This is a genomic window from Microbacterium sp. SORGH_AS_0862, assembly GCF_030818795.1.
GTDB lineage: Bacteria > Actinomycetota > Actinomycetes > Actinomycetales > Microbacteriaceae > Microbacterium.
In genome coordinates this window covers 1,879,964-1,896,388 of sequence record NZ_JAUTAY010000001.1, presented here as the reverse complement: position 1 = coordinate 1,896,388, position 16,425 = coordinate 1,879,964, and the positions used below count along the sequence as shown (strand labels likewise).

Below are 16,425 nucleotides of genomic sequence, written 5' to 3'. Positions count from 1 at the left end.
AGTCGCCGTCAAGTCTATCCGGGGCGCTTGCGGTGCCCGGTTGCCGCCGGAGGGGCTCAGCGCACGAAGATCTCGGCGTTGTCGACGAAGCGGTGACCCCCGACCGAGGCGGCGATCAGGGCGAGCGCGGGCCCCTGATGGCCCTCGTCGACGGGAAGGAACGTCGCCGGGTCCACGACGTTCAGATACTCGAGCCGGATGCGGGACTCGCCCATCAGCGCGCTCTGCGCAGCCGCGATGCACGCGTCGACGTCGCGGTCGGCGTTGGATGCGGCGGCCTCGAGCGCCCGGGGCAGGAGCGCTGCAGCGGCGCGATCCGCCGCGTCGAGCGTGTCCAGCCGCGTCGAGATCGGCACGCCCGTCGTCACTGCGCACCGTCTCGGCCTCGACGATCTCGACGTTGAAGAAGAGCTCGCGCACCATCCGGCGCACGAGGAACACGCGCTGGCGGTCGCGCTCGCCGTAGACGGCGACATCGGGACGCACCAGGTTCAGCAGCTGCGCCTCGACCGTCAGCAGTCCATCGAAGTAGAACGGGCGAACCCGTCCCTCGTAGCGCAGGCCCAGATCCCCCGCGCTCACCCTGGTCGTGGCCTTGCCGGCCGGCAGCAGCTCGGCCGCATCCGGAGCGAACACGAGGTCGACGCCGAGGCGCTCGAGCAGCGCGGCGTCCGCGTCGGGCGTGCGCGGATAGGCCTCGTACTCGGCGTGCGTGGCGAAGCGCAACGGGTTCACGAAGGAGGAGACCACCACGATCCCGGCGCTCTCGCGCGCGGTGCGGATGAGGTCGATGTGGCCGTCGTGGAGCGCACCGATCGTCGAGACGAGTGCGACACGCGTGCCCTCAGGAGCCGCGGCTCTGGCGTCTGCCAGTCGGGTGCGCAGCTCCGCGATGGTGCGGATCATCCGTCGATCGTATCGCCCACGGGTCCGCGCGGATCCGCACGTGTCAGGGCGTCGTCGACCGTCGAGCGCACGAGCGCCGACAGGTACCCGCCGGGGTTCTCCACGCCGATGCCTGCGAGCAGCCCTGTCGCCTGCTGCACGATCACGCGAGAGAACTCGGTGGCCGTCGCGATCGCCTCCGCGTATGCGGGCCGGTCGGCCTCGGCGACCACGACCGGCTCGCAGCCGATCTCGACCGCGAGCGCCTGCGCGATCGGCAGAACGGCGGCCGGCGCGGTGACGGCCGCGTAGGAGGCGGCGAGCTGGCGGAGGTCGATCGTGGTCCCCGTGAAGGTGATCGCGGGATGCACGGCGAGGCCGATCGCGCCGAGCCGCTGCGCGGGAGCGAGCACCTCGGTGCCGTAGCCCGGGTCGGTGTGCAGCACGAGCTGGCCGGGCTGCCAGGCGCCGAGCTCGGCCAGGCCCGCGACCAGCGACGGCAGCTCCTCGTGCGGAACGGCGAGCACGACGAGCTCGCTGCGCCGGAGCACCTCCGCCGCGTCCAGCACGGGCACTCCGGGCAGGATCGCCTCGACGCGGTCCTGGTCGCTGCCGGCGGTGATGCCGGTGAGCGCGTGCCCCGCACCGCCGAGAGCGGCCGCCATGATGGGCCCCACCCGGCCCGCACCGATCACCCCGACGCCCAGACGGCCGTCACGCCTCATCCGTTCTCCTCCTCATCTCGTCGATCGCTCGGTCGGACGGTCGCTGCGTCCTCGACGAACCACCGGTGCGACCTGTCGCTGCGCGCCGCCGTCACCGCGCGACGGGCCACGTCCTCGAACATCCCACGCGCCGCTTCGAGGTCGATCGCGCCGAGGCTCGTGTCGACCGCCCCGGCGACGGTGTGCGCGCGGGCCGACGCCACGCGCAGGGCGCGGTCGATCGGCCCCTGCTGCAACGCGATCGACTGCAGCCGGGCGAGCGGTACGACGACGAGCGACCGCCAGAACCTCCCGCGCCGCAGGAACAGCGCCGCATCCGTCACGGCGAAGCCGTCGCGTCGCCACGACACGGGGCGCAGGATGCGGGCGCGACGCGGCGTCGTCGTGAAGGCGGGGTCGTCGTCGGCCCCGAGCAGACCGCGATCGAACAGGAGCGCGCGTTCGGCGTCGTCGAGCCAGGGCAGCAGCAGCGCGACGACCCGCTCGGCGTCCTCACGGGTGCCGACCGGCAGCACGCGGGTGAACGCCTCCGCCGCCTCCTGGCCCGCGCGTGAGCCGGACAGCCGGTTGACGGTGATCGTCCACCATCCCGCGGGGCGCCAGAGGATCGGCTGGTGCACACGCACCGCGTGCACCCGGCCCGGCGGAAGGATCTCGGTGACGGTCGTGAGGATGCCGAACACGATGCGCACGCCGTGGTCGGTCGGCGCGATCGCGTAGCGCAGTGCACGCACCGTTCCCCGCCCGACGTAGGTCGCGAATCCGATCATCGTGGGGAGGATCGCGAACACGAGCCATCCCGGTCCGGTCACCGCCCAGACGACGAGCGCGATCATGATCGCCAACACCACCACGGTCGAGTCGCGCAGGAGCATGGAGCCGATGACCCGCCCGGGCGGGATGCGGACGACGGATGCGGGTTCCACCTCGGGCTCATCGGTTCCCGCCACGAGCGAGTCCATCGCCTGCGAGGCGGTCTGCACGGCCGCCGAGCGCCACGACGTCGCGGGGCCGGCGCCGCCCGCACGGCTCTCGCCGAGCGTGCGACCGGATGCGAGGCGCAGGATGTCGGCGCGCACCTGTTCCGCGTTCGAGGTCGAGAGGTACTCGAGGCGCACGTTGGCGTCGAGACCCGCACCGACGACTTCGAGCTTGGCGAGACCGAGCAGGCGCGCGACCAGAGGACGCGTGAGGTTCACGCCCTGCACGCGGTCCAGAGGCGCCCGGCGGTTGGTGCGGAAGACGACACCGGAGCGAACCTCGACGTCGTCGCCCGTGATGCGGAAGGTGTGGAACCGCCACGACATCCAGAAGATGAGGATGAGGGCGACGACCACCAGCAGCACGACGCCCAGCGCGAGCAGCACCAGGTCGTGCCCGAGCACGTAATCCACCGGGTCGCCCGGAACCGGGCCCGAGAACCCGGGAGCGAGCCAGGGGGCGAAGATCTCGATCAGCCGGTCCCGCAGGTTGGCGACCACGAAGCCGAGGACGACCACGAGGAACAGTCCGCCGCGGAGCAGGGGCGTCAGCGGGTGCAGCCGATGCCACTCGCCGTCGCTCAGCGCGGAGCGGCCCGCATCCGGTTCGGTCACAGTCCCGTCCGCCGGGATTCCGCGACCGCGATCAGCACGTCGCGCAGCTTCTCGGCCGCGTCCTGCGTGAGCCCGGGGATCACGACGGCGGATGCGGCGGCCGCGGTCACGAGCTTGAGCTGCGCGATGCCGAAGGCACGATCGAGCGGACCGTGGGTGATGTCGACGAGCTGCATCCGCCCGTAGGGAACGGCGACGACGCGCTGGAAGAGGATGCCGCGCCGCAGGACGAGATCGTTCTCGCGCAGCCGGTAGCCGAACGAGCGGATCTGACGCGGGGTCAGGATGAGGGTGACGGCCAGCACGACAGCCAGCACGCCCGCCGGGATCCACACCCAACCGGTGCCGGTGACGGCCGCGATGATCGGTGCCGCGACGGCCACGAGCACGAGCGCGGCCGTGAGCGAGATCAGCTGCACGGTCCGGTAGGCGCGGGCGAGCTGGTGCCAGGAGCCGTCGCGTACGAAGAGGCCCTCTCGACGGGACTCGAGCAGTTCGTCGAATGTGCCCGCATCCAGCACCGCCTCGTCAGAGGTGGGAGAGGGTGTCGCCTCCGGGGCTCCCGGCGTCGGGTTCGTCATCGTCGTCCTTCCGGATCGTGCACAGACTCTCGGCCACCAAAGCGGCCGCGACGAGGAAGACGCAGGCCACGATCGTCGCGATCAGGGTGCTGAACGAGCCTACCGAGGGGATGACGGGCCGTGTCAGCAGGAAGACGGAGAGCCCCATCGCGACGCCTCCCATCGCCGCACCGACGATGCTCGCGGCCTTGGCGAGCATCGCGATGCGCACGGCGCGGAACGGATCGATCGGGCCGGCCGAGCGCCCGCGCGTCGCACGTCGCACCCCGATGCCCAGCGCCAGCACGAGCGCGCCGAGCAGGGCCAGGAGGATCGGCAGCGTGAGAACGGGGGTGAACGTCGCCTGCCCGGACGCCGTCAGCACCTGGTCGATGAGGAAGCCGACGCCCGCTCCGAGGACGACGGCGATCGCGAGGGATGCGGGCGAGGTGCGCTTCACGGCAGCACCTCGACGAGATCGGCGACGCGGCCGACGCCGGGCAGCACCGCATCGGCGTCGAGGGCGAGCCAGGGTCGCAGGACGAAGTCGCGCTCGGCGGCGCGCGGATGCGGCAGCGTCAGCGTCGCCGTCTCCGAGCGCACATGGCCGTGGGCGATGAGATCGAGATCGAGCGTGCGATCACCCCATCGTTCGCGGCGACGCCTGCCGTGGTCGGCCTCGATGCGGTGGAGGAACTCCAGCAGCACCGACGGGGCGAGGCGGGTGTCCACCAGCGCGACGGTGTTCAGGTAGCGGGGCGCGTCGGGGTCGGGTCCGTCGGGACGCACCGCCACGGTCTCCATGACGGGAGCGACGCGCACGTTCGTCGTCAGCGGGAGCCGCGAGAGATCGGCCGCCGCCTCGTTCAACAGCGCGCCGCGGTCGCCGAGGTTGGAGCCCAGCGCGATCACCGCCGTGACGGATGCTGCCGCCACGGGCTCCGAGGTCCCCTGGAACCCCTGCGCGAGCCGGCGGTTCATCGCTCGCCTCGGGCGCGCACGATCGTCACGGCCGCGTCGGTGAACGGCACCGTGATGGGCGCCTGCGGCTTGTGCACGGTGACCGTGACCTCGTCGACGAGCGGGCGCGCCAGCACGACCGCGGCGATGCGGTCGGCGAGGGTCTCGATGAGGTCGACCGGCTCGCCCGTGACGACGGCCACGACGTCTTCGGCGATCTCGCCGTAGTGCACCGTGTCGGCGACGTCGTCGCTCACGGCTGCCGGGGCGAGGTCCAGGCGCATCGTGACATCGACGACGAACTCCTGCCCGTCGCGCTTCTCATCGGCGTAGACCCCGTGGAACCCGAGGCCGCGCAGGCCGGTGAGGGTGATCGTGTCGCGGCTCATCCTGCTCCTCCCGAGCGCCACGCCTCCGCGATCGCGAGGGCGTCGGCGGTGGCCTGCACATCGTGGACGCGCACTCCCCAGACGCCGGCGTGAGCGGACAGAGCGCTGGTGACCGCGGTGGCCCGGTCGCGACGGACGAGATCGTCCGTGCCGAGCGTCTCTCCGAGGAACCGTTTGCGGCTCGTGCCCACGAGCACACGCGGACCGATCCCCACCACCTGCGGCAGGGCCCGCAGCATCTCCCAGTTCTGTGCGCCGCGCTTGGCGAACCCGACGCCCGGGTCGAGCACCAGGCGAGACGGCGGGATTCCGGCGGATGCGGCGGCCTCCATCCGGGCGATGAGCTCTCCCGTCACCTCGCGGGCGAGGTCTCGATACTGCGCCGGGGCGTACATGTCGTCGGAGTGGCCCCGCCAGTGCCCGAGCACGATGTCCACGTTCGCGTCGGCGGCCACATCCAGGATCGAGGGATCCGACAGACCCCCGGAGACGTCGTTGATGATGCGGGCACCCGCAGCCACAGCAGCGGCCGCGGTCGCCGCGTTCATCGTGTCGACGCTCACGGTCACCCCGGACTCGGTGAGCGCGTGCACCACCGGCAGGATGCGCTCCTGCTCCACCTCGACGCCCACGCGCTCCGCTCCGGGGCGGGTGGACTCGCCGCCCACGTCGATGATCTGGGCACCCTCGCCCACCAGACGCAACGCGTGGCGCACGGCCTCCTCGTGCGCGAGGAATCGACCCCCGTCGCTGAACGAGTCGGGCGTCACGTTCACGACGCCCATGATGAGACAGCTCACGAGGCTCCTCCTGCGATCAGCGCGATGAGTTCGGCGCGCGCTGCGGGCTCGGCGAGCTCTCCGCGGGCGGCGATGGTCACCGTCGTCGCATCGACCTGACGTCCGCCGCGCATCGTGACGCACTCGTGCGACGCGTCGAGCACGACCAGGACCCCACGCGCGTCCACGCCCTGGGCGATGGCGTCCGCGATCTGCTCGCCGAGACGCTCCTGCACCTGCGGGCGGGAGGCGAGGATGTCGACCACGCGCGGCAGCGCCCCGAGCCCGACCACACGCTCGGCGGGCAGGTAGGCGAGGTGCGCCTTGCCCGCAAAGGGCAGGAGGTGGTGCTCGCACACCGAGCGGAAGCGCACATCGCGCAGCACGACCGGTCCCGAGGGCAGCGTGTCCGGCGCCGGCCCCTGCGCGACCGAGATCGTGTGCGCGAGCGGTTCGGACGCATCCTCACCGACGCCGGCGAAGAAGTCGGCGTACAGCTCCGCGACGCGATGCGGGGTCTGCTTCAACCCGGGGCGGTCGGGATCCTCCCCGATCGCCTCGAGCAGCTGGCGGACGAGGTCCGCGACGCGAGGACGGTCGACGGCCACGACGGCCTTACGCGGTCGCGGGACGAGCCTGACCCGACGGACGCTGACGCGGCGTCGCGGGGGCGGCCGCCGCATCCGCCTCCTGCGCTGCGGCCACGCCGACCTGCGGCGCACGCGCCGGCACGTCGACGGGGGGCAGCGGCGAGACCGGGCGCTCGGAGCTGGACAGCCACTGCGGACGCGGGGGCAGCCGCTTCACGTCCGAGAAGATCTCGGCGAGCTCGATGTGATCCAGCGTCTCCTTCTCGAGGAGCGCCAGGGCGAGCTTGTCGAGGATGTCGCGGTTGTCGTTGATGACCTGGTAGGCCTCGTTGTGAGCCTGCTCGATGAGAGCGCGCACCTGCACGTCGACGCGCTCGGCCACCCGCTCGCTGAAGTCGCGCCCGTGGCCCATGTCGCGGCCCATGAAGACCTCGCCGGAGGACCCACCGAGCTTGACCGGACCCACATCCGTGGTCATGCCGTACTCGGTGACCATCTTGCGGGCGATGTTGGTGGCCTTCTCGATGTCGTTCGAGGCGCCGGTGGTGGGGTCGTGGAAGACGATCTCCTCGGCGACTCGGCCACCCATCGCGTAGGTCAGCTGGTCCTGAAGCTCGTTGCGGGTGACCGAGTACTTGTCGTCGACCGGCAGCACCATCGTGTAGCCGAGCGCCTTGCCGCGGGGCAGGATCGTGACCTTCGTGACGGGGTCGGTGTGGTTCATCGCCGCCGCCGCGAGCGCGTGGCCGCCCTCGTGGTACGCCGTGATGAGCTTCTCCTTGTCCTTCATCACGCGCGTGCGACGCTGCGGGCCCGCGATGACGCGGTCGATCGCCTCGTCGAGGGCGCGGTTGTCGATGAGCTGGGCGTCGGAGCGCGCCGTGAGTAGCGCGGCCTCGTTGAGCACGTTGGCGAGGTCGGCACCGGTGAAGCCGGGGGTCTTGCGGGCGACGACCTCGAGGTCCACCGAGTCCGCCAGCGGCTTGCCGCGGCCGTGCACCTCGAGGATCTGCTTGCGGCCCTTGAGGTCGGGGGCGTCGACGCCGATCTGTCGGTCGAATCGGCCCGGGCGCAGCAGCGCGGGGTCGAGGATGTCGGGACGGTTCGTCGCGGCGATGACGATGACGTTCGCCTTCGGGTCGAAGCCGTCCATCTCGACGAGCATCTGGTTGAGCGTCTGCTCGCGCTCGTCGTGACCGCCGCCGAGACCGGCACCGCGGTGACGACCGACGGCGTCGATCTCGTCGATGAAGATGATCGCCGGGGCGCTCTCCTTGGCCTGGTTGAACAGGTCGCGCACGCGGCTGGCGCCGACACCCACGAACATCTCGACGAAGTCGGAGCCGGAGATCGAGTAGAAGGGCACACCCGCCTCAACCGGCGACGGCGCGCGCGAGCAGGGTCTTACCGGTTCCGGGAGGGCCGTACAGCAGCACGCCCTTCGGGATGCGGGCACCCAGCGCCTGGAACTTGGTGGGGTCCTTCAGGAAGTCCTTGATCTCCTGCATCTCTTCGATGGCCTCGTCGGAGCCGGCCACGTCCTGGAACGTGACGGTTGGGGACTCCTTGGTCACGAGCTTCGCGCGGGACTTGCCGAACTGCATGACCTTGCTGCCGCCGCCCTGGGCGGAGGAGATGAGGAACCAGAAGATGATGCCGAGCAGGAGGATCGGCAGCAGGAGAGAGATGAGCCCGTCGAACCAGGTCGCGCGGGGGACGACGTCGTTGTAGCCGTCGGACGGCTTGGCGGCGTCGATCGCCTGCACCACCTCGTCGGCACGGGCACCGACATAGTAGAACTGCACGTCGTTCGCGCCCTCGTAGGGCTGGGAGAGCTTCAGGTCGACGCGCTGGTCACCGTCGGTGTTGGTCACCTCGGTGACCGTCGAGCCGCTCAGCAGCTCGAGGCCCTGCTGGGTCGTGATCTGCTTCGCCGCGCCCAGGCTCGAGATGAGCGAGAAACCAACGATGAGGAACAGCCCGATCACCAGGACATACAGGAGCGGGTTGCGCGTGATCTTCTTGAAGTCCATTTCGCGGGGAGACCCCGGCCCTTTCGTCGACGTACCGCCTCCCGACGGTCGTTTCAGGGTAGCGCGGGCTCTCTATGCCGGGTCTGTGCATTCGCCCACGGCGTACAGGGCGCGCGGCCCCCGCGATCAGCTGTAGACGTGCGGGGCGAGCACCGCCACGTCGCGCAGGTTGCGGTAGCGCTCGGCGTAGTCGAGGCCGTAGCCCACGACGAACTCGTTGGGGATCTCGAAACCGACGTAGCGGCAGTCGACCTGCACCTTGGCGGCCTCGGGCTTGCGGAACAGCGCGAAGACCTCGACGGATGCGGCGCCGCGGGCGGCGAAGTTCTCCAACAACCAGCTGAGCGTGAGGCCCGAGTCGATGATGTCCTCGACGATGAGCACGTGCTTGTCGTGGATGTCGGTGTCGAGGTCTTTGCGGATCTGCACGACACCGCTCGAGCGGGTGCCGGTCCCGTAGGAGGAGACGGCCATCCAGTCCATCGGCACGAGCGTCGGCAGGGCACGGGAGAAGTCGGCCATGACCATGATCGCGCCCTTCAGGACGCCCACGAGCACGAGGTCCTTGCCCTCGTAGTCGACGGCCACCTGGGCCGCGATCTCCTCGAGCTTGGCGAGGATCTGCTCCTCGGTGGCGAGAACGGTCGTGAGGTCGTCGGCGATGTCCGCTGCGCGCATAGATCGATTCTAGGTGCCCGCTTCGGCGGCGCCCTGTGCGCCGGCCGGGTCAGATCGAGGCGCTGAACACGATCCGCCCGCCCACCCGGGCCGCGCGGCAGCCGGGGAGGTCGATGGGGCCTTGGCCGCGCCAGTCGGTGACCAGCCGCTCCACCTCCTGCGTCTGGCGGTGCGTGAGCGAGACGTGGAACTCGCTGGCCACGACATGGCGGAGGATGCGGGTGCGCAGCGCCGAAGGGTTGGCGGCGAGGGCTGCGACCGAGACGGCGATCCCTGCCTCGGCGGGCTCGACGATGTCCTCGATGGTCTCGTCGATCATCTCGGCGAAGGCCGCCGCATCCTCTCGCAGCTGCTCGGCGGTACGCGCGAGGGCGTCGGCGATGCCGGGGCCCAGCTCGCGCTCGAGCACCGGCAGCACCCGCTGACGCACGCGGACGCGGGCGAACGCCGGATCGTCGTTGTGCGGGTCGTGCCACGACTCCAGTCCGGCCGCGGCGCAGGCGGCGAGGGTCGTGGCGCGCGAGATGCCCAGGAGCGGCCGGAGCCACGTGAGGCCGACGTCGTCCCGACGCTCCGGCGCCATCCCGCCGAGGCTCGTCGCCCCCGAGCCCCGGGCGAGCCCGAGCAGCACGGTCTCGGCCTGGTCGTCGAGGGTGTGGGCGAGCAGCACCGCGGATGCGTCGCGTCGCGACGCGGCCGCCGCGAGCGCCGCGCGACGGGCCTTGCGGGCGGCGGCCTCCGGCCCCTCCCCCTCGGCCGACACCTCGACCCGCACGACCTCGGCGGCGAGACCGAGCCCGCGGGCGAGAGCGGCTGCGCGTGCGGCGACCGCATCCGATCCGTCCTGGAGCCCGTGATCGACCGTCACCGCGATCGCCCGTACGTCGAGGGCGGCGGCTTCGAAGGCGACGGCCGCCGTGAGGGCGAGGGAGTCGGCCCCGCCCGAGAGTCCGACGACGACGGCCTGTCCGCGCCGGGGTTCGAGCACCGCGCGGACGGCGCGGCGCACCGCGGCGGTGGCGTGATCGAGTCCGGGTCGCATGCCACCACGCTACTGGCGGGGGCGGCGAGCGCTCAGCCGCGAGCAGTGTCCGGGCCCTCTTCGGTCCGGTTCTGGCTGAGTCCTGCCCGCGGAACCGCCGAGACGGGCCGACTAGGCTGTCTGGCGAATCCGCTGAACTTCCGAAGGAGCACAGGAATGGGCGCATACGACGCCGTCATCGAGATCCCGCGCGGCAGCCGCGTGAAGTACGAGGTCGACCACGGCACGGGCCGGGTCTTCCTGGACCGCGTTCTGTTCACGCCCATGGGCTACCCCAGCAACTACGGCTTCTTCGAGAACACCCTCGGCGAGGACGGCGACCCGCTCGACGTGCTCGTGCTGCTCGACCGTGACATCTACCCCGGCGTGCTCGCGAAGGTGCGCCCCGTCGCCGTGCTGAAGATGAGCGACGAGGCCGGCGGTGACGACAAGGTCGTCGCCGTGCTGGCGAAGGACCCGCGCTGGGCCCACATCCAGGACGTCGACGACATCGACGAGTGGACCAAGGGCGAGATCGGCCACTTCTTCGAGCACTACAAGGACCTCGAGCCCAACAAGTGGGTCAAGGTGGACGAGTGGGCGAACGCCGCGGAGGCCGAGCGTCTCGTGGCGGAGGCCTTCACACGCTTCGAGGAGCACGAGGGTCAGACCAAGACGCAGGGTGAGGGCCAGGCCCCGAACTCGCTCTGAGACCTCTCAGACGAAGAGAGCGGATGCGGCACCGGCCGCATCCGCTCTCTTCTGTCTGGGTGTCGGGCTCAGAAGCCGACGCCGCGCGCCGCCATGAACGGCCGGGGGTTGACGGTTCCGCTCGGGGTGTAGACCTCGAAGTGGAGGTGGCAGCCGAAGGAGTTGCCGGTGTTGCCGACGCCGGCGATGACGTCGCCCGCGTTGACCCACTGGCCGCGCGACACGTAGATGCCGCCGTTGGAGATGTGGGCGTAGCCGGTGCCGTAGCCGCCGCCGTGGTCGATGCGGATGTAGTTGCCGTAGCCGCCGTTGCCGCCGGCGAAGGTCACCGTCCCGGAGGACGCCGCGTAGATGTTGCCCCAGCATCCCGCGCCGAAATCGGTGCCGTAGTGGAAGCTGCTCGCGCAGTAGCTCGGACCGCACTGGGCGTAGCGCTGGCCGTACTCGGAGGTGATGCTGCCGCCGGCGGGCCGCACCCAGCCTGAGCCGCCGCCACCGCCGCCTCCCCCGCCGCCGCCACCGCCACCGCCGGGGTTGTTCTTCGCCGCCTCTTCTGCGGCGCGGCGCGCTGCTTCCGCGGCGGCCTGACGGGCCGCTTCGTCGCGACGCTTCTGCTCGGCCACACCGGCCTGGTAGTCGGCGACGGTCTTCGCGGTCGTGTCCTTGAGTGCGGCCAGCTGGGCCTGCAGGGTGCCGAGGTTCTGGTTCTGCGCGTCGAGGGCGGCCTGCGCGGCATCCGCCGCGGCCTGCGCCTCCTGCATGGCCTGCTCGGCCGCCTTCTGCAGCTTGTCGCGCTCGTCACGAGCGGTGGTGGCCTGCGCGGTCAGCGACTGGGCGGCGTTCCTGGCCGAGACGGCGGCCGCGTAGACGTCCTGGTTGCGCTCGAGGAGCTTGTCCATCGTGCCGAGGCGGGCGAGCAGGTCATCGGCACCGGCAGCGGAGCCCGCGAAGAAGAGCTGCAGCGATGTGTCGTCGCCGCCGGCCTTGTAGAGCTGGCTGGCGACGCGCCCCGCTTTGTTCGCCGCCTCCGTCGCGGCGGCGGCTTGCGCGTCGGCCTGCGACTGCAGGTTGTCGGCGCGCGCAGCGGCGTCGAAGTATGCCTGCTGCGCGGTGAAGTACTCCTGCGACTTCTGGTCGGCGATCGCCTGCTTCGCCGCGACATCGGCCTGCAGCTGCGCGATCAACGTCTCGATGCGCTGGATCTCGGCGTTCTTCGCCGCTTCGTTGTTCTTCGCGTTCTGAACGTCGTCCCACGAGGGGTAGCCCTCGATCGCGAGCGCGCGGGGCTGGAGCGGGCCGGCCAGCGCGGCGAGTCCGACGACCCCGAGTGCGCCGGCACCCAGCGCGACGCGGCGGGTCACCGTGGGCCAGAGGGCGCGCTTCTCTTGGGCGGTGGGGCCGCAACCGCAGTCCTCTTCCGCTCCGGACAGATCTTCGGCAGACACAACAGCCCCTCATTCACCGGCGCAACACCGACAACACTAACAACATCAGTCACATCCGCAACGGGTTCTTCGAGCGCAGGATGCGGGCGGTCCCGCGCCATCCTCTCCCCTCATCGACGGCCCGCCGGGCAGCGACGCGCGCGGGCGTTCGGACCCGATTTCGCATTTGCCGGAACCTCGCCTATGCTTGCTCTTCGGTAAGCGTGAGCCCGAAGGGTTCATCCGGCCCCATCGTTTAGCGGCCTAGGACGCCGCCCTTTCACGGCGGTAGCACGGGTTCGAATCCCGTTGGGGTCACACAACCGAATACAATTGAACAAGCATGGCCCTGTAGCGCAGTTGGTTAGCGTGCCGCCCTGTCACGGCGGAGGTCGCGGGTTCAAGTCCCGTCAGGGTCGCTCTGAGCGACGGGCCCTTCTCGAAGGGCCTTTCGTTTAGGACGCGGCATCGCGTCGCCTCGCGCGATACGGATGCCGCGGGGCTCTGTAGCTCAGTTGGTAGAGCGCACGACTGAAAATCGTGAGGTCACGGGATCGACGCCCGTCGGAGCCACAAGGACCGTCATTACAACGGTCCCAGAAACCCTCGCCTAGCTTCTACATGGCGGGGGTTTTGCTTTTCCCTGTGCTCGTCGGCGCATCGCCGCTCCCCGTTCGTTGAGCGAGCGACGCACGTTCGATGGGTGTGGCTGTGAAGATCGCGCGCGATGAGACCCGACCGAAGTATCTTGGGCGACCGTGAGGAGAGATATCCCGGCCTATGGTCTGCCGGCATCCACCCTGGAGGCCCTTCGCCAAGCAGCGCCAGATGGATTCGAGCGGACATCTGACCGACGTTGGGTGAGCGAACCACACAGCGGCATCAGACGCATCCTTGAGTTTCAGGCAATGAAGGGAGCGCAGTACTCCGCGACGTGGGGGTTCGGCGTCGACTTCGTTCCCAAGTTCCGCCGCGGCCGCTTCTCGTGGAAGAGAACTGCCAGGAGTGCCGACTTCGATGTCCCCCTCGATCCGATCGATGATGCCGGCATCGTCCCGCGATGGTGCTCTCTCGCCGCAACCGACTCCGCACGACGCGTCGCCGCCGTCGCACGGGACGCCTGGACGAAGGCCTCTCAGGATTTCTCCGGCGTGGTCACCATCGCGGACCTGCTCGAGCTCATGAGAGTCCGAGCTGCCATGACCTTCCGGAGATTCGGGACGCACAACTACGTCCAGACGGATCTCGCCCGAGGACTCTTGCAGATTGCTGTCGGAGACATTGACGAAGGAATGACCCGACTGAGCATGTTCTGTGAGCGATTCGACGTCCGCCATGATGATGCGGTGCTCGCAAAGGCCATCGCGCACGCTCGCGCACGCTCTGATGCGGACGACCAGTGATGACCGGGCTCCGCTGCGCCGCGTAGGGCGCGCCGGCGTAGCGAGACGAAACGCGAATAGCCCTGGCCCCTAGTGCAGCCGGAGCCCGTCGAGCAGGAGGCGGACCATCGCGTTCGGCGAACCGTCCGCCGACGGCGCGCGGTGGCTGAGGTCGCCGATCGCCTGCAGCAGCTGGATCGGATCGACGCCCGGCCGCACCTCGCCCGCATCCGCTGCCGCATCCAGGAGCATGCGGATGGCCGGCCCCAGCTTCGCGACGAAGTGGGCCGGCAGTGACTCGAACGCCGGATCTCCGGATTGCAGCGCCGCCGAGAGGCCCTGCTTCGTGGCCACGAACCGGGTGAATCGCTCGACCCATTGATCAAGCGCCTCGCCCGGGGGCAGCTCGTCGAGCAGTTCCGCAGCAGCGGCGGCCGTGGCGTCGATCTCCGTCGTGAACACCGCGGCGACGAGTGCTGCGCGGTGAGGGAAGTGCCGGTAGAGCGTGCCGACGCCCACGCCGGCCTCCGCGGCGATCTCGCGCGCAGGAGCATCGACGCCCGAGCGGGCGAACACGACCCGCGCGGCAGCGAGGAGCGCGGCGGAGTTGTGGGCCGCATCCGCACGGGGGCGACGAGGCGCTGCGGCAGCCGGTTCCACGGACACGTCGGCGAGACCTCCTTGCCAAACGGAACAGTGTTCCGTATTGTGAGCGAGAGCGGAACGCTGTTCCGTATTCCGCAGACTAGCGGAGGAACTCATGCAGTACCGCACCCTCGGCCGCACCGGCATCAAGGTGACCCCCTACGCCCTCGGCGCCATGATGCTCGGCTCGTACGGCAACCCGGACCGGCAGGAGGGCATCCGGATCATCCACCGCGCCCTCGACGCCGGCATCAACGTCGTCGACACGGCGGACCGCTACGGCGACTCCGAAGAGGTGGTCGGCGAAGCGCTCCGCGGCCGCCGCGACCAGGTCGTGCTCGCCACCAAGTTCTACGGGCCGGTCGACGACGACATCAACCACCGAGGCGCGTCCCGTCGCTGGATCATGGATGCGGTCGAGCGCTCGCTCCGCAACCTCGACACCGACTACATCGACCTCTATCAGCTCCACCGCCCCGACCCCGACACGGACATCGAGGAGACCCTCTCCGCACTGACGGATCTGGTCCGCCAGGGGAAGGTCCGCGCGATCGGGTCCTCGTCGATGCGCGGCTCCGAGATCGTCGAGGCGCAGTGGGTGTCCGACCGCCGCGGCTTCGAGCGCTTCCGCACGGAGCAGCCGAACTACTCGATCCTCGACAGGGAGATCGAGCGCGAGATCCTTCCCGTCGCGCAGCGGTACGGAATGGGCACACTCGTCTACAGCCCGCTCGCCGGCGGCGCGCTGTCCGGCAAGTACCGGGCGGGCCAGGTCAACGACAACTTCCGCGCCGGCACCGGCATGCAGCACTTCCGCGACGAGCGCCGGCTGGCCACGATCGAGCAGCTCGTCGCGCTGGCGGACGAGGTCGGCCTCCCCCTCTCACACCTGGCGATGGCGTTCACTCTCGCCCACCCGGGAGTGACCTCGGCGATCATCGGACCGCGGACGATGGAGCAGCTGGAATCCACGCTCGCCGGCGTGGAGATCGCTCTGTCGGACGAGGTGCTCGACCGCATCGACGCCATCGTCGCCCCCGGCGAGAGCGTCGGCGCGATGGACATGGTCTACCGCGGACCGGAAGTGGGCGACGCTGCGCTTCGCCGGCGACCCGTGTCGGAGCGGATGGCCGGTTGACCGGATGCGGGCGCCGGCGGTGCGTTTCGTCTCGCTGCGCTCGCTCAACGAGCGGAGGGCTCAGGCGGGTTCGGTGACGCGGACGAGGCCGCAGTTCAGGCACGACCACGCGACGAGGAATGCCTCGTCGTCGAGAATCTCGAACCGCAGCGCATCGCCGCAGGTGGGGCACACCCACGGGGGCTGTCGAGAGGTCACCTCTCGAGGGTAGAACCGCTCGAGAGGGCGAGGGTCGCCGCGAGGTCAGCCGTCGATGCCGAGCAGCTGCTTCGCGGCGGCCACGGCCGGGGTACCGCCGAAGTCGGGATCGACCCCCAGCAGCGTCTGCGTGAACGTCACGTAGACGCCGGGCACGTTCGTGACCGTCGTCAGACTTCGAAGGTCTCCGACCGCGCGGCCGAGGTTCGCGATGCCGCCGGCAGCCTCGAGTCCCGCATCCGGCACGTACTCGAGTCCGGACAGCTCGATGATCTCCTTCGTGGGAACGTCGTCCGCGCCCATGTTGGCGTCGACCGTCACACCGAAGGTCGCGATGACATCGGCGTTGGTGGGCGACTTCCAGAGGCAATCGACCGACTCGCTGTCCACGACGTCGTCGATGATCTCCATCCCCTCGATCTGTGCGGAGACGAGCGCACCGACGGCGGCGCATGAGGGATAGCGTGCGACGACATCCGCCACCGTGTACTCGCCGCCGCCGGCCGGTGAGCCTCCGGCAGCCGGCTCAGGCGACGGTCCGCTGCCCGTGTCCGGCTCCTGTTCTGCTGGAGCCGGAGCAGCGGCGGCGCACGATGCGAGCAGCGCGGCCCCGCATCCGAGTGCGAGGGCGGCGAAGAGTCGGGTGAGCGGGCGAGAGGTCGGCACGGAGGGAGCTTACAGACGGCCACACGCCTGGAGCGCGTTATCCACA

18 protein-coding genes, 3 tRNA genes and 2 pseudogenes are annotated in these 16,425 nt (G+C 70.3%); 6 read left to right on the top strand and 17 right to left on the bottom strand.

Features of this window, described 5'->3' with window-relative positions; genetic code table 11:
* Positions 1 to 56: 56 nt before the first annotated feature.
* The 13 genes and pseudogenes from QE377_RS09170 to tilS form a co-directional block, all read right to left on the bottom strand.
* Positions 57 to 476 carry a pantoate--beta-alanine ligase gene (locus tag QE377_RS09170; RefSeq protein ID WP_307325930.1) on the bottom strand — a complete coding sequence of 140 codons (420 nt, stop codon included), beginning with the start codon at positions 474 to 476 and terminating at the stop codon, positions 57 to 59.
* Positions 424 to 906: pseudogene (locus QE377_RS09165) on the bottom strand (pantoate--beta-alanine ligase); the annotation flags it as partial. The pseudogene QE377_RS09165 and the gene QE377_RS09170, both read right to left, overlap by 53 nt.
* Positions 903 to 1,610 (bottom strand): Rossmann-like and DUF2520 domain-containing protein, encoded by a 708-nt coding sequence (locus QE377_RS09160; RefSeq protein WP_307322150.1) that lies wholly within the window; start codon positions 1,608 to 1,610, stop codon positions 903 to 905. The gene QE377_RS09160 and the pseudogene QE377_RS09165, both read right to left, overlap by 4 nt.
* Positions 1,607 to 3,205 (bottom strand): PH domain-containing protein, encoded by a 1,599-nt coding sequence (locus QE377_RS09155; protein WP_307322148.1) that lies wholly within the window; start codon positions 3,203 to 3,205, stop codon positions 1,607 to 1,609. The genes QE377_RS09160 and QE377_RS09155 overlap by 4 nt, the downstream gene beginning before the upstream one ends.
* On the bottom strand, positions 3,202 to 3,786 hold the full coding sequence (locus QE377_RS09150) for a PH domain-containing protein (RefSeq protein ID WP_307322145.1): 585 nt from the start codon (positions 3,784 to 3,786) through the stop codon (positions 3,202 to 3,204). The genes QE377_RS09155 and QE377_RS09150 overlap by 4 nt, the downstream gene beginning before the upstream one ends.
* A complete protein-coding gene (locus QE377_RS09145; RefSeq protein WP_307322143.1) occupies positions 3,734 to 4,225 on the bottom strand; it encodes a DUF3180 domain-containing protein in 492 nt (163 codons plus the stop codon). The genes QE377_RS09150 and QE377_RS09145 overlap by 53 nt, the downstream gene beginning before the upstream one ends.
* The gene (folK, locus tag QE377_RS09140; protein WP_307322141.1) at positions 4,222 to 4,746 is read right to left on the bottom strand and encodes a 2-amino-4-hydroxy-6-hydroxymethyldihydropteridine diphosphokinase; all 525 of its coding nucleotides are present in this window, start codon (positions 4,744 to 4,746) and stop codon (positions 4,222 to 4,224) included. Before folK ends, QE377_RS09145 begins: the two co-directional genes overlap by 4 nt.
* A complete protein-coding gene (folB, locus tag QE377_RS09135; RefSeq protein ID WP_307322139.1) occupies positions 4,743 to 5,114 on the bottom strand; it encodes a dihydroneopterin aldolase in 372 nt (123 codons plus the stop codon). Before folB ends, folK begins: the two co-directional genes overlap by 4 nt.
* The gene (gene folP, locus QE377_RS09130; protein ID WP_307325927.1) at positions 5,111 to 5,899 is read right to left on the bottom strand and encodes a dihydropteroate synthase; all 789 of its coding nucleotides are present in this window, start codon (positions 5,897 to 5,899) and stop codon (positions 5,111 to 5,113) included. The genes folB and folP overlap by 4 nt, the downstream gene beginning before the upstream one ends.
* Positions 5,900 to 5,910: 11 nt before the next feature.
* A complete protein-coding gene (gene folE / locus QE377_RS09125; protein ID WP_307322137.1) occupies positions 5,911 to 6,501 on the bottom strand; it encodes a GTP cyclohydrolase I in 591 nt (196 codons plus the stop codon).
* Between the two features lie 7 nt (positions 6,502 to 6,508).
* Positions 6,509 to 8,516, bottom strand: a pseudogene (gene ftsH / locus QE377_RS09120) (ATP-dependent zinc metalloprotease FtsH).
* 126 nt (positions 8,517 to 8,642) lie between these two features.
* The gene (gene hpt / locus QE377_RS09115) at positions 8,643 to 9,194 is read right to left on the bottom strand and encodes a hypoxanthine phosphoribosyltransferase (RefSeq protein WP_274286519.1); all 552 of its coding nucleotides are present in this window, start codon (positions 9,192 to 9,194) and stop codon (positions 8,643 to 8,645) included.
* A gap of 49 nt (positions 9,195 to 9,243) precedes the next feature.
* Positions 9,244 to 10,236: a tRNA lysidine(34) synthetase TilS gene (gene tilS, locus QE377_RS09110; protein ID WP_307322130.1), complete on the bottom strand. Its 993-nt coding sequence runs from the start codon at positions 10,234 to 10,236 to the stop codon at positions 9,244 to 9,246.
* A gap of 156 nt (positions 10,237 to 10,392) precedes the next feature.
* Between tilS and QE377_RS09105 the strand changes: the two genes are divergently transcribed.
* Positions 10,393 to 10,926, top strand: coding sequence for an inorganic diphosphatase (locus tag QE377_RS09105; protein ID WP_307322128.1), 534 nt, complete (start codon positions 10,393 to 10,395; stop codon positions 10,924 to 10,926).
* 68 nt (positions 10,927 to 10,994) lie between these two features.
* Here the strand turns inward: QE377_RS09105 and QE377_RS09100 are convergent, their stop codons facing one another.
* A complete protein-coding gene (locus tag QE377_RS09100; RefSeq protein ID WP_307322125.1) occupies positions 10,995 to 12,371 on the bottom strand; it encodes a peptidoglycan DD-metalloendopeptidase family protein in 1,377 nt (458 codons plus the stop codon).
* Positions 12,372 to 12,595: 224 nt separating this feature from the next.
* Between QE377_RS09100 and QE377_RS09095 the strand changes: the two genes are divergently transcribed.
* From QE377_RS09095 to QE377_RS09080, 4 genes are all read left to right on the top strand, one after another.
* Positions 12,596 to 12,668, top strand: a tRNA-Glu gene (locus QE377_RS09095).
* A gap of 27 nt (positions 12,669 to 12,695) precedes the next feature.
* Positions 12,696 to 12,769: transfer RNA gene (locus QE377_RS09090), tRNA-Asp, on the top strand.
* A gap of 81 nt (positions 12,770 to 12,850) precedes the next feature.
* Positions 12,851 to 12,923: transfer RNA gene (locus tag QE377_RS09085), tRNA-Phe, on the top strand.
* A gap of 185 nt (positions 12,924 to 13,108) precedes the next feature.
* Entirely contained in the window at positions 13,109 to 13,753 is a 645-nt protein-coding gene (locus tag QE377_RS09080) for a hypothetical protein (RefSeq protein WP_307322122.1), read from the top strand.
* A 69-nt stretch (positions 13,754 to 13,822) separates the two neighbouring features.
* Here the strand turns inward: QE377_RS09080 and QE377_RS09075 are convergent, their stop codons facing one another.
* A complete protein-coding gene (locus tag QE377_RS09075) occupies positions 13,823 to 14,398 on the bottom strand; it encodes a TetR/AcrR family transcriptional regulator (RefSeq protein WP_307322119.1) in 576 nt (191 codons plus the stop codon).
* A gap of 94 nt (positions 14,399 to 14,492) precedes the next feature.
* Here QE377_RS09075 and QE377_RS09070 point away from each other — a divergent pair, with 94 nt between their 5' ends.
* The gene (locus QE377_RS09070; protein ID WP_307322116.1) at positions 14,493 to 15,515 is read left to right on the top strand and encodes an aldo/keto reductase; all 1,023 of its coding nucleotides are present in this window, start codon (positions 14,493 to 14,495) and stop codon (positions 15,513 to 15,515) included.
* A 60-nt stretch (positions 15,516 to 15,575) separates the two neighbouring features.
* Here QE377_RS09070 and QE377_RS09065 read toward each other — a convergent pair whose 3' ends face one another.
* Together QE377_RS09065 and QE377_RS09060 are read right to left on the bottom strand one after the other, a co-directional pair.
* Complete coding sequence (locus QE377_RS09065) at positions 15,576 to 15,713, bottom strand: hypothetical protein (protein WP_192900640.1); 138 nt, start codon at positions 15,711 to 15,713, stop codon at positions 15,576 to 15,578.
* 45 nt (positions 15,714 to 15,758) lie between these two features.
* Positions 15,759 to 16,379 carry a hypothetical protein gene (locus QE377_RS09060; RefSeq protein ID WP_307322110.1) on the bottom strand — a complete coding sequence of 207 codons (621 nt, stop codon included), beginning with the start codon at positions 16,377 to 16,379 and terminating at the stop codon, positions 15,759 to 15,761.
* Between the last annotated feature and the right edge of the window lie 46 nt (positions 16,380 to 16,425).

Excerpts from the sequence above, each read along its gene's own strand:
- QE377_RS09170 (WP_307325930.1), bottom strand. The coding sequence starts at position 476 with ATGTCGCCGTCTACGGCGAGCGCGACCGCCAGCGCGTGTTCCTCGTGC.
- QE377_RS09160 (WP_307322150.1), bottom strand. The coding sequence starts at position 1,610 with ATGAGGCGTGACGGCCGTCTGGGCGTCGGGGTGATCGGTGCGGGCCGG.
- QE377_RS09150 (WP_307322145.1), bottom strand. The coding sequence starts at position 3,786 with ATGACGAACCCGACGCCGGGAGCCCCGGAGGCGACACCCTCTCCCACC.
- folK (WP_307322141.1), bottom strand. The coding sequence starts at position 4,746 with ATGAACCGCCGGCTCGCGCAGGGGTTCCAGGGGACCTCGGAGCCCGTG.
- folB (WP_307322139.1), bottom strand. The coding sequence starts at position 5,114 with ATGAGCCGCGACACGATCACCCTCACCGGCCTGCGCGGCCTCGGGTTC.
- folP (WP_307325927.1), bottom strand. The coding sequence starts at position 5,899 with ATGGGCGTCGTGAACGTGACGCCCGACTCGTTCAGCGACGGGGGTCGA.
- hpt (WP_274286519.1), bottom strand. The coding sequence starts at position 9,194 with ATGCGCGCAGCGGACATCGCCGACGACCTCACGACCGTTCTCGCCACC.
- tilS (WP_307322130.1), bottom strand. The coding sequence starts at position 10,236 with ATGCGACCCGGACTCGATCACGCCACCGCCGCGGTGCGCCGCGCCGTC.
- QE377_RS09105 (WP_307322128.1), top strand. The coding sequence starts at position 10,393 with ATGGGCGCATACGACGCCGTCATCGAGATCCCGCGCGGCAGCCGCGTG.
- QE377_RS09070 (WP_307322116.1), top strand. The coding sequence starts at position 14,493 with ATGCAGTACCGCACCCTCGGCCGCACCGGCATCAAGGTGACCCCCTAC.